The sequence below is a fragment of the Allokutzneria sp. NRRL B-24872 genome (assembly GCF_002155965.1).
GTDB lineage: Bacteria > Actinomycetota > Actinomycetes > Mycobacteriales > Pseudonocardiaceae > Allokutzneria.
Genome location: NZ_MUMH01000060.1, coordinates 1 through 13,653, shown reverse-complemented (window position 1 = coordinate 13,653; position 13,653 = coordinate 1). Strand labels below are relative to the sequence as shown.

Below are 13,653 nucleotides of genomic sequence, written 5' to 3'. Positions count from 1 at the left end.
CGGGTTCTGGTTCTGTGTGTGTGGTTGTGAATTCCATAGTGTTTCGGTGGTTATGGCGGAGGGGAAACGCCCGGTCCCATTCCGAACCCGGAAGCTAAGCCCTCCAGCGCCGATGGTACTGCACTCGTGAGGGTGTGGGAGAGTAGGACGCCGCCGAACAATCATTCCCTGAAGGGGCCCCAGAATGCTGGGGCCCCTTCAGGCATTTCCGGCTCAGGAATCAGAGCGGAGCGAGCAGCGCGGCGAGACCGTGCCGGATGCGCTCGGCGCTCAACCCCCGGACCTTCCGCTGGTGCAGGTACAGGTTCGTGGCCAACGGCGCGAGCAGCGCGTCCGCCAGGAACTCCGCGTCCACCGCGCTCCCGCTGACCGCCGACGCTTCAGCGATCAACGCCACCAGGTGCGCGTGGTGCACCTCGTAGGCGGGGCAGGTGAACCGGGCGTACGGAGCCGAGGTCTCGGCGACCAGTAACAGCTCCGAGTTCTCCTCCAGGCGGTCGACCAACGCCGACAACATCGCGGCGATCCGCTCCTTCGGCGAGGCACCAGGCCCCAGCGGCGCGGGACCGGACAGCAGAGCCTCCTGGAAACGCTGCTCCTGGTCGGCCAGCAACGCGTGCGCCAAACCGGAGAGATCACCGAACCGCCGGTACACCGTGCCCACGCCGACCCGGGCCACCCGAGCGACCTCGTCCATCGACAGGCCTGCGGCCCCACGGCTCTCCAGGATCAAACCGGCCGCGTCCACGATCTTCCTGCGGTTGCGCGCCGCGTCCGCGCGCTCGGCCACCTGAACCCGGCCCACCACCGCGGCGGCGGCGAAATCGCTGGTCACGAAGGTGATCCTCCCTGGGGCGCGCGAAGGCCTGACAGGGTATCGGAGCGAGATCAACGTCGACTGAGCCGGATCTCAGAACTTCGTGATGACGAAGGCTTCAGTGTCGAATGAAACCAGTCGTCCGGAGAAGGACCCGCCCCGGGTTGGGCGGGCCGCTCCGGTCAGATCCCGCTCACCCTCGCGTCAGCAGGGAGCGCAGGAAGAAGGCGATGTTGGCCGGGCGCTCGGCCAACCGCCGCATGAAGTAGCCGTACCACTCGTCGCCGTAGGGGACGTAGACGCGCATGCGGTGCCCCTCGCCGGACAGGCGCAGCTGCTCGGTGGGGCGGATGCCGTAGAGCATCTGGTACTCGAACTCGCCCGGCCTGCGCCCGGCGCTGGCGGCCAGGTCGCCGGCGATCTCGATCAGCCTCGGGTCGTGCGAGGCCACCATCGGGTAGCCGCTGCCGTTCATCAACGCCTTCAGGCAGCGCACGTAGGACAGGTCGACCTCGTGCTTGTCCTGGTAGGCGACCGACTCCGGCTCCTTGTACGCGCCCTTGCATAGCCGCACGCGCGAACCCGCGGTCGCCAGGTCGCGGCAGTCGCCCTCGGTCCGCTTGAGGTAGGCCTGGAGCACCGCGCCGACCCACGGGAAGTCCAGCCGCAGCTCGGCGAGGATGTCCAACGTGGAGTCGGTGGTGGTGTGGTCCTCCATGTCGAGGGTCACGGTCGTGCCGACGACCCCGGCCGCCGAACAAATCTTGTGCGCGTTCTCCAGCGCGATGCGGTGCCCGTTCTTCGGCAGCGACTGACCGACCGCCGAGAGCTTCACAGACACCTCGGCGCGCTCGGACAGCCCGGTCTCCTGGAGCAGGCCGAGCAGCCGCAGGTACGCCTCGACCGTGGCGTCGGCGTCGGTGGTCTGCACCGTGTCCTCGCCGAGGTGGTCGAGGGTGACGTAGCGGCCCGAGTCGACGAGCTCGCGGGTGATCCGGATGGCGTCGTCCACCGCGGAGCCCGCCACGAAGCGGTCAACGACCGGCTTCGTCAGCGGGGTCGTCTCCACCAGCGTGCGAGCGGCCGGGGAACGCGATGCGAACAGCAGCGAGGAGCGCAGCACGGTGACTCCTATCCCTGGTGCGGGTGGCGGGAGGCGGTGGGGGCGACGAAGGTTTCCTTGATCGAGCGCGGGCTCACCCAGCGGAGCAGGTTGTGCACCGAGCCAGCCTTGTCGTTGGTGCCGGAGGCGCGACCGCCGCCGAAGGGCTGCTGGCCGACGACGGCGCCGGTGGGCTTGTCGTTGACGTAGAAGTTGCCCGCCGCGAAGCGCAGCTCCTCGGTCGCCTTGGCGACGGCGTAGCGGTCGCGGGCCATGATCGACCCGGTCAGGCCGTAGGGCGCGGCGCTCTCCATCTGCTTGAGCACCGCGTCGAAGTCGCCGTCCTCGAACACGTGCACGGCGAGGACCGGGCCGAAGTACTCGGTGGTGAAGACCTCGTGCTCGGGGTTCTCGCCGAGCAGCACGGTCGGCCGCACGAAGAAGCCCTGCGAGTCGTCGGCGGTGCCACCGGCGACGACCTCCAGCGCCGAGTCCGAGCGGGCGCGGTCGAGCACGCCGGAGAGCTTGTCGAAGGAGCGGCGGTCGATCACCGCGCCCATGAAGTTCGACAGGTCGGTGACGTCACCGACGGTCAGCGACTCGACCTCGGCCAGGAAGTCGTCGCGGATGACCTTCCACAGCGAGCGCGGCACGTAGGCGCGCGAGGCCGCGGAGCACTTCTGGCCCTGGTACTCGAAGGCACCGCGGACCATGGCGGTGCGCAGCACGTCCGGGTCGGCGGAGGGGTGGGCGAGGATGAAGTCCTTGCCGCCGGTCTCACCGACCAGGCGCGGGTAGGCGCGGTAGTTGCGGATGTTGGCGCCCACGCTGGACCACAGGTGCTGGAAGGTCGCGGTGGAGCCGGTGAAGTGGATGCCCGCCAGGTCGCGGTCGGCGAGCGCGACCTCGGAGACCGCGAGGCCATCGCCGGTGACCAGGTTGATCACGCCGGGCGGCATGCCGGCCTCTTCGAGCAGGCGCATGGTCAGGTGCGCGGACAGCGCCTGCGTCGGGGAGGGCTTCCACAGCACGACGTTGCCCATCAGCGCGGGCGCGGTCGGCAGGTTCGCGGCGATGGCGGTGAAGTTGAAGGGCGTGATCGCGTAGACGAAGCCCTCGAGCGGGCGGTGGTCGGTGCGGTTCCACACGCCGGGGGAGCTCTTCGGCTGCTCGGCGAGCAGCTGGCGGCCGAAGTGCACGTTGAAGCGCCAGAAGTCGATCAGCTCGCAGGCCGCGTCGATCTCCGCCTGGACCGCGGTCTTGGACTGGCCGAGCATGGTGGCGGCGTTGAGCTTCTGCCGCCACGGCCCGGCGAGCAGGTCCGCGGCGCGCAGCAGGATCGCGGCGCGGTCGTCGAAGGACAGCGCCCGCCACGCGGGGGCGGCCTCGCGCGCGGCGGCGATCGCGGCGGCGGTGTCGGCGGTCGTGGCGTTGGCGGTGGTGCCCAGCACGGCGCGGTGGTTGTGCGGCTGCACGACGTCGACGCGGTCGCCGCCGCCCATCCGCTGCTCGCCGCCGATGGTCATGGTCAGCTCGTGCGGCTCCTTGGCCAGCGCGACCAGTTCCCGCTCCAGCTCGGCGCGCTCGGGCTTGCCCGGGGCGTAGTCGAGCACCGGCTCGTTGACCGGAAGCGGAACCTGGGTCACGGCGTCCATGAAGTCTCCTCGCTGAGCACGTGGTCTGTGCCCCGCACGGTAGGTCCCGCCGAACCGCCGTTCTGTGGCGGTTTGGCTAGAGTTCTCCCCTGGGCTTTGTGCGATCGGACAAAGGGGCTAGGTGTGTCGGACGAAGTGGGTGCGCCGCGCGGTGCCGGCGTCCGGCAGCTGCTGCTGACCCTCGGCGACGAGCTGGTCGAGCCCCTGGTGGTGCCGCGCGACGCCGAGGTGCTGGACGTGGTGATCCTCGATCCGGACGACGAGCCGGGTGTGCAGCCCGGCGACCTGGCGCTGCTCATCGGCGCGCGCGGGCGGGCCGCGGTGCCGCTGGTGCGCTTGGCGGCCAGGCACGGAGCTGTCGCCGTCGCGGTCAAGGTCGACGAGCGGGACACCGCGGCCGAAGCGCTCCAGGACGTGGCGCGCGAGGCAGGGGTGGCGTTGCTCGGAGTGCGGCCCGGTGTGCGGTGGGAGCAGCTGGAAGCGTTGCTGCGCGCGGTGGTCAGCAGTGCGCGGGTGGCGGCGTCGGCGGGTGAGGGGCAGGTGCTCGGCGACCTGTTCGGGTTGGCGCAGACGATCGCGGAGCTGACCGGCGGGATCGTGAGCATCGAGGACCCGGCCTATCGCGTGCTCGCGTACTCGCGCTCCGACGATGCGGTGGACGAGCTGCGTCGGCTGTCGATCCTCGGCCGCGAGGGGCCGGAGTCGTACCTGTCGATGCTGCGCGGTTGGGGGGTCTACCAGCGGCTGCGCTCCGGCGAGGACGTCGTGCACTTGGACGAGCGGGCCGATCTGGGGATTCGGCGGCGGTTGGCGGTGGGCATCCACGCGGGCTCGCAGTACCTGGGCACGATCTGGGTGCAGCACGCGGGCCGCGAGTTCTCGCCGGGCGCGGAGCAGGCGCTCGTCGGCGCGGCGAGGGTGGCGGCGCTGCACCTGATCCGCCAGCGCAACGAGTCCTCCGCCGAGGTCCGGTTGCGCGCGAACCTGTTGCGGGGCTTGCTGGACGGGCGGGTCGACCCGGCAACGGTCGGCGAGCAGGTCGGCGCTAACCTCCGGCGGCCGTCGACCGTGGTGATCTTCGCGGCGCGCGGTGCGGAGCGGGAGCTGCGGCTGACCGAGCTGACGAGCCTGATCTCGGTGCACGCGGCGGCTTATCGGCGTGCCGCGCTGGTGGCGTCGAGCAGCGGGCGGGTGTACGTGCTGCTGCCGGAGCTGCCTGAGTCCGGTGCTCGCGAGACCGTGCTCGCGCTGACCGGGGAGATCGTGACGGCCGCGCGGCGCAGGGGGCAGGTGCAGGCGGCGATCGGCGCGGTTTCCTTGGGGCCGCAACAGATCGCGGAGTCCCGTCGGGTGGCCGAGCGAGTGCTGGCCGCGGCGGTGCGCCACCCGGAGGTCGAGGTGGCGACGCTGGAGGACATGCGTTCGGAGGTGCTCTACAGCGAGCTGATCGACGTGATGGCCGAGCACCCCGGCATCCGCGATCCTCGGCTGAACGCGTTGGCGGCGCACGACGGTGAGCACGGGAGCCGGTTCACGGAGAGCCTGCGTGCCTACCTCGACGCGTTCGGCGACGTGGCGGGCGCGGCGGCGGCGATGCACATCCACCCCAACACGCTGCGGTACCGGGTGCGGCGGGCGGTGGAGCTGACGGGGATCGACCTCGCGGACCCCCGTCAGCGCCTGGTGACGACGGTGCAGTTGCAGCTTTCCGAAGATCCGCCGGCGGGATCGAGGCCGGACTGAGCTAGAGCGTTCCGCCTGGTTTCGGTTGGCGCCGGAACACGCCTCGGTGGCTACACGCGTGTGTAGTAGGCTGCACGTGTGGATAGTCGAGGCGACCTCACGGCCAGGGCGCGGATTCGCGACGCGGCGATGCGGCACTTCGGGGAGCACGGTTTCGACCGGGCGACGATCCGGGGGATCGCGGCGACGGCTGAGGTGTCGTCGGGGCTGGTGCGGCACCACTTCGGGTCGAAGGAGGAGCTGCGGGACGCGTGCGACGCGCACCTGGCGCGCGTGGTCGAGGAGATCAACGACCGGGTGCGGGTGGACGCGGCGCCGGGAGAGGTCAACTACGTCGCGGTCTCGATGGCGGCACTGGGGCCGTACCGGGACTACATCCGGCGGGCGCTGGTGGAGGGGCGCGCGGAGCGGTTGTTCGACAAGATCGTCGGGCTGAGCGCGGACTGGCTGGCGGTCGCGGACCGGGAGCGAGCGGATCGGCCGGTGGTCTCGCGGCAGGCGAGGGCCACGGTGAGCACGGCGATGGCGTTGGCGGTGACGGTGCTGCACGAACACGTCTCGCGCGGGCTCGGGGCGGACGTCTTCAGTCCGGAAGGCGAGGACCTGCTGGCCCGTGTGCTGCTCGACCTCCACTCCCATCCGATGCTCAGCCCGGACGAGGCCGCCGAGATGCGAGCGCGCCTGCCCACGAGACCTAGGAAGCAGCAACCATGACAGCAGCAGCCATGACAGAAGCGGCGATAGCGGTGCAGGGGCTCGTCAAGCGGTTCGGGCGCACGACGGCGCTGGACGGGCTGGCCCTGACGGTGCGGACCGGTGAGGTGCACGGTTTCCTCGGGCCGAACGGCGCGGGCAAGTCGACGACGATCCGGGTGCTGTTGGGGGTTGCTGCGCAAGGACGCGGGCGAGGTGAGCTTGCTCGGTGGTGATCCTTGGCGGGACTCGACGGAGTTGCACCGGCGGTTGGCGTATGTGCCGGGTGATGTGACGTTGTGGCCGAACCTGACGGGCGGCGAGGTGATCGACCTGCTGACCGGGCTTCGCGGCGGAGTGGACAAGGCGCGCCGCGCGGAGCTGGTGGAGCGGTTCGCGCTGGACACGCGCACGGCCTGCCGTGCGTACTCGAAGGGCAACCGGCAGAAGGTCGCCCTGGTCGCGGCGCTGGCCTCGGACGTGGAACTGCTCATCCTCGACGAGCCGACCTCGGGGCTGGACCCGTTGATGGAAGCGGTGTTCCGCGAGGTGGTCGCCGAACAGCGCGGGCGGACCGTGCTGCTGTCGAGCCACATCCTGTCGGAGGTCGAAGCGCTCTGCGACCGGGTCACGATCATCCGGGACGGGCGCGCGGCCGACTCCGGGACGCTCGCCGAGCTGCGCCACCTGACGCGCACCTCGGTGACCGCCGAACTCGACCGGCCGGTTGATCTGTCCACTGTGGAGGGTGTGCACGGCCTTGCCGTCGAAGGGGATCGGCTCAGCTGCCAGGTCGACACGGCCGCGCTGGGCACGGTGCTCGGCCTGCTCTCGGGGGCGGGTGTGCGGGCGCTGACGAGTCAGCCGCCGACGCTGGAGGAGCTGTTCCTGCGGCACTACGGCGAGGCGGCGTGAACACCGCGCGGTTGATCCGGTTGGCGTTGCGGCGGGAACGCGGCAGCGCGCCGTGGTGGATCTTGCTGAGCGCGGTCATGGCCGTGGTCCTCGTCAGCTACATCAACCGGAACATGGGCACGCCCGAGCTCAAGGCGACCTACGTCGAGATCCTCAACCGCAACGCCTTCTTCCGCGCGCTCGGCGGCGGCACGGTGGTGCCGGACATCGGCGCGCTCTCGTCGTGGCGCAGCGGCGGATTCCTTTACGTGGCAAGCGGACTCGCCGCGCTGATGGCCGTCATCCGGCACACGCGCGCCGACGAGGAGTCCGGGCGGACGGAGCTGCTGCGCGCCGGAGTGCTCGGCCGCTACGCCGGACTCACCGCCGCACTGCTCGTGGCGGGCGCGGTCAGCTTGGCCAGCGGGGCCGCGACGGCGCTCGCGCTGATCCTGATCGGCCTGGAACCGGTCGGCTCGATCGCCTACGGCAGCGGCATCGCGGTCGCGGGGCTGGTGTTCGCCGGGGTTGGCGCGGTGGCCGCGCAGCTCGCCGGAAACGCCCGCACCGCAAGGGTTGTGGGCCTGTCGGTGCTCGGCGCCGCCTACGTGCTGCGCTATGCGGGGGACGCGACCGGGCAGCTGTGGATGAAGTACGTCTCGCCGATCGGCTGGAGCCACCTGGTCGAGCCGTACCGGAACAACCGGTGGTGGGCCGTGGCGATCTCGGTCGCGGCGGCCGTGGTGCTGGCGGCGGTCGCGTACCGGCTGCAAGCGCGGCGAGACCTCGGCGCGGGGCTCATCCCGGTGCGGCCGGGGCGGGCCGGAGCGCCGGAGCTGCGCGGGCCGATCAGCCTGTCCTGGCGGCTGACCAGGGGCCTGTGGACGAAGTGGGCGGTCGGCGTTGCGATCTTCGCGGCCGCGGCGGGCGGCATGAGCACCCTGGCGCACCAGATCGCCGAGATCCCGGCGGCGGTCCAGCTCGTCGCGACCTTCGGCGCCGGGACGAGCACGGCCGTCGACGCCGCGCTGTGGCCGCTGATCCTGATCTTCGCGCACGTCGTCGCGCTGTACCCGGTGCTCATGGTGCGGCGGCTGCGCGAGGAGGAGCGCTCCGGCCGGGCGGAGATCGTCCAGGCCACGCCCGCCACGCGAGCGCGCTGGATGGCCGGTCACCTGGTGGTCGCGGGCCTGGGCACGGCCGCACTGCTCGCCATCGCCGGACTGGTGTTCGGCGGCTTCTTCGCCTGGCTCGTCGGCACTCCGGCGGACGCGTGGCGGGTCTTCGCCGGGGCGGTCGGCACGGTGCCCGCCGCCTGGCTGGTCGGCGCGGTCTGCGTGTTCGCCTACGGGCTGCTGCCGAGGGCCGCCGTGGTGATCTCGTGGGTCACGTGGATCGCGACGGCGGTCCTCGGCCAGGTCGTCGGACCGCTGTACGGGGTCTGGGGTGGAACTCCGTTCGAGCCGTTCCACTACATCCCGAACACGGTCTCGGCGGTCGCCTTCGACCCGCGGCCAGCCCTGGTGCTGGCCGCGCTCACCGCCGTGCTGCTCGGCGGCGGGCTGATCGCCCTGCGCCGCAGGGACTTCGGCTAGAGGGCCAGGCGGCGCGACTGGTCGGAGGCGAAGACGCCCTCGGGGTCAACGGCAGCGCGGACCTTGCGCCACTCGTCGATGCGCGGGTACATCCGCTCGATCGTCTCGGCGCGGGTGCGCGACTCCTTGGCCAGGTACAGCCGCCCGCCGGCCGCCAGCACCATCTCGTCCATCTCGTCGCAGAGCTGGTGCAGACCCGGCTTGATCGGCAGGTCCATCGCGAGGGTCCAGCCCGGCTCGGGGAAGGAGATGTGGCCGGAGTTGCCCGCGCCGAAGCGCTTGAGCACGTTCAGGCACGAGATGTGGCCGGAGGAGGAGATCTTCTCCATCACCGTGCGCAGGAACGGCTCCTGGCCGAACGGGACCACGAACTGGTACTGCAGGAAGCCGTTGCTGCCGTAGCCGCGGTTCCACTCGCCGACCAGGTCGAGCGGGTGGAAGAACTGGGTGATGTTCTGCACCGCGCCGAAGCGGGTGGCGCCCATCCGGTAGTACGCCTCGTTGATGATCTTCGCGGTGAGCTTGTTGAGGCACCAGTTGGGGAAGATGTCCGGCACGGTCAGCAGCTGCGGCGCGTCGAACTTCAGCGGGTCCTTGCGCAGCTTCTTCGGCAGGTCCTCCAGCTTCGCCGGCCAGCCGCGCAGCAGCGTGCCCCGGCCCATGCGCTCGCCGGTGGTCAGCGAGTCGAACCAGGACTTGGAGTAGGTGTACTGGTCGTCGTTGTCCTGCAAGCGCTCCAGCAGCTGGTCGAAGTTGTCGGTCTGCTCGACGTCGGCCAGGAAGTAGGAGGTCTCCACGCGCTTGAGGCGGATCGTGGCGCGCAGCACGACACCGGTCAGGCCCATGCCGCCCGCGGTCGCCCAGAAGAGCTCGTCATCCTGGGTCACGCGCTGGAGCTCGCCGTTGGCGGTCACCATGTCCATCGACAGCACGTGGTTGCAGAAGCTGCCCTGCGTGTGGTGGTTGCCGCCGTGCACGTCCGCCGCGATCGCGCCGCCGACGGTGACCTGACGGGTCCCGGGCAGCACGGGCACCCACAGCCCGTACGGCAGCAGGCGGCGCACCAGGGTGTCCAGGCTGACGCCGGAGTCCACCTCGACGAGGCCCTCGTCCACGTTGATCGCGTGGATCTTGTCGAGCGCGGTCATGTCGATCACCAGGCCGCCCGCGTTCTGCGAGGAGTCGCCGTAGCTGCGGCCGAGACCGCGCGCGATCACCCCGCGCTGTCCGGCCGTGCGCACCGCGCGGGCGATCTCGTCGACGTCTCCGGTGCTCACCACCTTGGCGGTCGTCGGAGCCGTGCGGCCCCAACCGGTGAGCGTGCGGGTCTCAGTCTGGATCTCGGTCACTGCCACCTCGCCGAGTCTAGGGACGGCCGTTGCTTGCTTCGGTGAAACAACTGTTTTACCTTTTGTTTCATGCAAGCAAGCAATTCTGACGTCGCGACGCTGGTGGCCACCGTGGAGCGCTTCGGTGAGTCCCTGCGCCGGGGTACCTCGCGGGTCCACGACCCGGTCCGCGTGGGTGTGCTGCGGGTCGCGGCCGAGCGCGGCAAGGTCCGTCCCGGCGAGATCGCCGAGGCACTGGACGTGCTGCCGTCCTCGGTGACCCGGCACGTGCAGGTGCTCGCCGAGCTGGGGTTCCTCGCGGTGACCACCGATCCCAGCGACCGCAGGGCCTCGCTGGTCGAGGTGACCGATGCCGGGCGCGAGCAGGTCCGCCAGTTCGTCCAGGCGGGCGTTGACGTCTTCGGCGCGGTGGTCGCCGACTGGTCGGGCGAGGACGTCCGCGCGCTCACCGGGCTGCTGGAGCGCCTGCTCGCCGACTGGGCGGAGAAGGGGACCGACCACCAGCGCGCGTACCGCGCCAAACGTCGATTCGGGTGGCGTGAGACATGACCGAGGTGATCGTTGTCGGCGGCGGGATCGGCGGGCTGGCGCTCGCGCACGGATTGCGCGGAGCCGGAGTGGGCGTGCGCGTCTTCGAACGGGACCGGCAACGCTCCGACCGCTTGCAGGGCTTCAGGATTCACCTCAACCCGCACGGAATCGCAGCGCTCGCCGAATGCCTGCCCGCGGAGCTGCTCGCGCGCGTGCAGGCGAGCGGAGGGCGCGGTGGCGACCAGTTCACCTTCATCACCGAGCGGATGAAACGCTTGCTGCACTTGGACAAGGACATCATCGGCAGCGGGCACCTCGGCATCAGCCGAATCACGCTGCGGCAGATCCTGTTGTCCGACATGGACGACGTCGTGCGGTTCGACAAGAGGTTCACCCGCTACTCGCACGCGCCGGACGGTCGCGTCACCGCGCACTTCGAGGACGGGACGTCGGCGACCGGGGACGTGCTCGTCGGAGCGGACGGCGCGGGCTCCAAGGTGTGCGCGCAGTACCTCCCGCACGCGCGCCGCGAGGACACCGGCATCGTGTCGATCGCGGGCAAGTACATGCTGACCGAGCGCAACCGCGAGCTCCTGCCGCCCGCGCTGCTCAGCGGTCCGAAGAGCGTGCTCCCACCGAAGAGCTGCGGGTTGTTCATCGCGCCGCACGAGTTCGACGGCGGCGTCAACGACCGCGACGACCCGGACGCGCTCTTCGACAACACCGCGCCGTACCTGTTCTGGTCGTTCTCCGCCAAGCGCGAGCACTATGGCGCGGACGTGGATTCCCTTGAGGCGGCGGGACTCCACGACCTCGTGCTGAAGTTGACGGTTGGCTGGGCGCCTCAGCTGCGCGCGCTGGTCGCACTGTCCGATGTGGACAGCACGACGCGCTTGCCGATCCGCACGTCGGTGCCCGTGCCGAAGTGGGAGACCAGCAACGTCACCGTCCTCGGCGACGCCATCCACAGCATGACGCCGTTCCGGGGGATCGGCGCCAACATCGCGCTCCGCGACGCGCAACTGTTGTGCCGCAAGCTGATCGAGCCCGAGCGCCCGCTGCTGTCCCGCATCGCGGAGTACGAGGAGGCGATGATCGACTACGGCTTCGCGGCCGTGCGCGCCTCGCTCAGCACCGCCCGGCAGTCCGTCGGCGACAGCAGGCTCGCGCGCATGGCCGGACGCGCCGCCTTCCGCGTGATGGACGCCGTCCCCTCCCTCAAACGCCGCGCCTTCTCCACCATCGGCACCTAGTGCGCCGCCCGCCCGCCAGCACCCCGAAGATCAACGAATCCATTTTCTCGCGCTAGGGGGCGGTGATGGCGGCGACCATGACGTGGCGGATCGCGTCGGTGATCTCCTCGACGGGGCGCAGGGTGTCGTGTGCCTGCCATTCGCGCAGGAGGCCGGTGACCACGCCGACCAGGGCGATGGAGATCAGCCGGTAGTCCCGCTCCGGCGCGTGGCCGACCGAGGCGGCGTGCGCGGCCTCGTCCTCGATCAGCGCGGCCCAGCGGGCCACCCACTCCTGGTGCTGGCGCTCCAGCTCCGGGCTGACGCCGACGGCCTCCACGTAGTTGAGCCTGGGCAGGCGGGGGTCGGCGGTCACGCTGCCCATGAAGGCACCGAGCAGGGTGGAGATCCGGCTCGGCACGTCCTGGCCGTCCAGCTCCTCCAGCGCGGTCGCGACGCGGTCCAGCGCCGCCTCGTTGATCCGGTCGTGCAGGGTGAGCAGCAGCGCCTGCTTCGTCGGGAACTCCTCGTAGAAGTTGCGCGTGGACACCCCGGCGTCGGTGCAGATCCGCTCGATCCGGCTGGCGTGGTAGCCGTCGGCGGTGAAGCGCTCCAGCGCGGCGTCGAGCAGCCTGCCGCGGCGCTCGGCCCTGCGCTGCTCGGCGGGCACGCCCCGGTAGGTGCGGGTCGAGCGGGCCATGTCGGTCCTCCTGCTGTCTCGGTGATCACCAGCTTAGTGGTCAGGGGGATTGTCAGAGTCGCATTTCACGGTTACTTTGTGAAAATCCTGCTTATCAAAGTCGGGTAGCAAGCAAAGGAGCCGTCGATGTCTCCGCTGTCCCGCTCGCGCGTCGCCGCCGTCCTCACCCTGCTGTTGGCCCTGTTCGCCGCGCCGGTCACCGCCTCGGCCGGGCCGGTCCCGATCCCCTCGGCCGACCCCTTCTACCAGCCGCCGGAGCCGCTTCCCGCCGGAAAGCCCGGCGAGATCATCCGCTCCAGAAAGATTGTCGCGAAATTCGCGCTGCTGCCTGCGCCGGTGCAGGCGTGGCAGATCCTCTACCGCTCCACCTCCGCGACCGTGCAGCCCATCGCGGTGTCCGGCACCCTGCTCGTCCCGCCGACGCCGTGGCTCGCCGGGCCGCGCCCGCTGCTGTCCTACGCCGTGGGCACGCACGGGCTCGGCGACGTCTGCGCGCCGTCCTTCACGATCCGCACGGGCATCGAGAACGAGGTCGCGCTGATCGCCCAGCCGCTGCTCAAGGGCTGGGCCGTGGTGATCACCGACTACCAGGGCCTCGGCACACCCGGCGTGCACACCTACGCGGTCGGCCAGGCCGAGGGCCGCAGCGTGCTCGACGCCGCCCGCGCCGCGCAGCGCATCATCGGCTCCGGCCCGGTCGGGCTCTGGGGTTTCTCGCAGGGCGGCCAGGCCTCGGCGTTCGCGGGGGAGCTGCACCCGAGCTACGCGCCGGAGTTGAACGTCGTCGGCGTGGCCGCGGGTGGGGTGCCGCGCGATCTCGCCGAGCTCGCGCCGGTGATGAACGGAGGACCGTTCTTCGGCCTCGCGGTCGGGGTGATGGCGGGCTACAAGGCGGCCTACCCCGAGCTGCCCTACGAGACGCTGCTCAACGCCCACGGCCGTCGCCTCGTGGAGGAGACCAGCAAGGACTGCGTCGCCGTAATGGTGCCGCGCAACGCTTTCCAGAGCTTCGCCACGATCGCGTCAGTGCCCGATCCGCTGGCCGACCCGCAGTGGCAGGCGCGCCTCGCGGAGAACCGCGCCGGGCAGAAGGCACCGCGCGCGCCCGTCTACCTGGTGCACGGCGACGTCGATCCGCTGATCCCGCACCACATCGCCAAGCCGCTGCTGAACTCCTACTGCTCGCTCGGCGCGCGGGTGCAGTGGCGCACGATCCCGTTGGCGGGCCACATCACCGGCGACGTGGTCGCGACACCCCTGGCCATGGAGTGGCTCTCCGCACGCTTCGCCGGCCGCCCCGCCACCACCTCCTGCTGACCGCCGCTTAAGCCCTGAACGACCC

The 13,653-nt window shown here is 70.8% G+C and carries 11 protein-coding genes, 1 rRNA gene and 1 pseudogene; 8 read left to right on the top strand and 5 right to left on the bottom strand.

The features are described from left to right. Positions 1-42 precede the first annotated feature (42 nt). Positions 43-159: ribosomal RNA gene (gene rrf, locus CCN37_RS16560) — 5S ribosomal RNA — on the top strand. Positions 160-220: 61 nt separating this feature from the next. Here rrf and CCN37_RS16555 read toward each other — a convergent pair. From CCN37_RS16555 to pruA, 3 genes are all read right to left on the bottom strand, one after another. Next, a complete protein-coding gene (locus CCN37_RS16555) occupies positions 221-835 on the bottom strand; it encodes a TetR/AcrR family transcriptional regulator (protein ID WP_246843087.1) in 615 nt (204 codons plus the stop codon). Between the two features lie 175 nt (positions 836-1,010). After that, positions 1,011-1,940 (bottom strand): proline dehydrogenase family protein, encoded by a 930-nt coding sequence (locus tag CCN37_RS16550; protein ID WP_086821677.1) that lies wholly within the window; start codon positions 1,938-1,940, stop codon positions 1,011-1,013. A gap of 8 nt (positions 1,941-1,948) precedes the next feature. Continuing rightward, on the bottom strand, positions 1,949-3,574 hold the full coding sequence (pruA, locus tag CCN37_RS16545) for an L-glutamate gamma-semialdehyde dehydrogenase (protein WP_086821676.1): 1,626 nt from the start codon (positions 3,572-3,574) through the stop codon (positions 1,949-1,951). A gap of 123 nt (positions 3,575-3,697) precedes the next feature. On the opposite strand from pruA, the gene CCN37_RS16540 reads away from it, so the two are divergent. The 4 genes and pseudogenes from CCN37_RS16540 to CCN37_RS16525 all read left to right on the top strand — a co-directional run bounded on the left by CCN37_RS16540 (position 3,698) and on the right by CCN37_RS16525 (position 8,499). After that, on the top strand, positions 3,698-5,317 hold the full coding sequence (locus CCN37_RS16540; protein WP_086821675.1) for a CdaR family transcriptional regulator: 1,620 nt from the start codon (positions 3,698-3,700) through the stop codon (positions 5,315-5,317). A 78-nt stretch (positions 5,318-5,395) separates the two neighbouring features. Next, positions 5,396-6,031, top strand: coding sequence for a TetR/AcrR family transcriptional regulator (locus tag CCN37_RS42175; protein WP_305764712.1), 636 nt, complete (start codon positions 5,396-5,398; stop codon positions 6,029-6,031). 11 nt (positions 6,032-6,042) lie between these two features. Next, a pseudogene (locus CCN37_RS16530) lies at positions 6,043-6,925 on the top strand (ATP-binding cassette domain-containing protein). Continuing rightward, entirely contained in the window at positions 6,922-8,499 is a 1,578-nt protein-coding gene (locus tag CCN37_RS16525) for an ABC transporter permease (protein WP_086821673.1), read from the top strand. Before CCN37_RS16530 ends, CCN37_RS16525 begins: the two are co-directional and overlap by 4 nt. On the opposite strand, the gene CCN37_RS16520 is transcribed toward CCN37_RS16525, so the two are convergent. Then, on the bottom strand, positions 8,496-9,848 hold the full coding sequence (locus tag CCN37_RS16520; RefSeq protein ID WP_086821672.1) for an FAD-binding oxidoreductase: 1,353 nt from the start codon (positions 9,846-9,848) through the stop codon (positions 8,496-8,498). The two genes, CCN37_RS16525 and CCN37_RS16520, sit on opposite strands and share 4 nt — an antisense overlap. A gap of 69 nt (positions 9,849-9,917) precedes the next feature. Here CCN37_RS16520 and CCN37_RS16515 point away from each other — a divergent pair, with 69 nt between their 5' ends. Both CCN37_RS16515 and CCN37_RS16510 read left to right on the top strand, forming a co-directional pair. Further along, complete coding sequence (locus tag CCN37_RS16515; protein ID WP_086821671.1) at positions 9,918-10,397, top strand: MarR family winged helix-turn-helix transcriptional regulator; 480 nt, start codon at positions 9,918-9,920, stop codon at positions 10,395-10,397. Then, positions 10,394-11,632 carry an NAD(P)/FAD-dependent oxidoreductase gene (locus CCN37_RS16510; protein ID WP_086821670.1) on the top strand — a complete coding sequence of 413 codons (1,239 nt, stop codon included), beginning with the start codon at positions 10,394-10,396 and terminating at the stop codon, positions 11,630-11,632. The genes CCN37_RS16515 and CCN37_RS16510 overlap by 4 nt, the downstream gene beginning before the upstream one ends. 52 nt (positions 11,633-11,684) lie before the next feature. Here CCN37_RS16510 and CCN37_RS16505 read toward each other — a convergent pair whose 3' ends face one another. Continuing rightward, positions 11,685-12,311, bottom strand: coding sequence for a TetR/AcrR family transcriptional regulator (locus CCN37_RS16505; RefSeq protein ID WP_086821669.1), 627 nt, complete (start codon positions 12,309-12,311; stop codon positions 11,685-11,687). Between the two features lie 126 nt (positions 12,312-12,437). On the opposite strand from CCN37_RS16505, the gene CCN37_RS16500 reads away from it, so the two are divergent. Next, positions 12,438-13,628 (top strand): alpha/beta fold hydrolase, encoded by a 1,191-nt coding sequence (locus tag CCN37_RS16500; RefSeq protein ID WP_086821668.1) that lies wholly within the window; start codon positions 12,438-12,440, stop codon positions 13,626-13,628. The last annotated feature ends 25 nt before the right edge of the window (positions 13,629-13,653 follow it).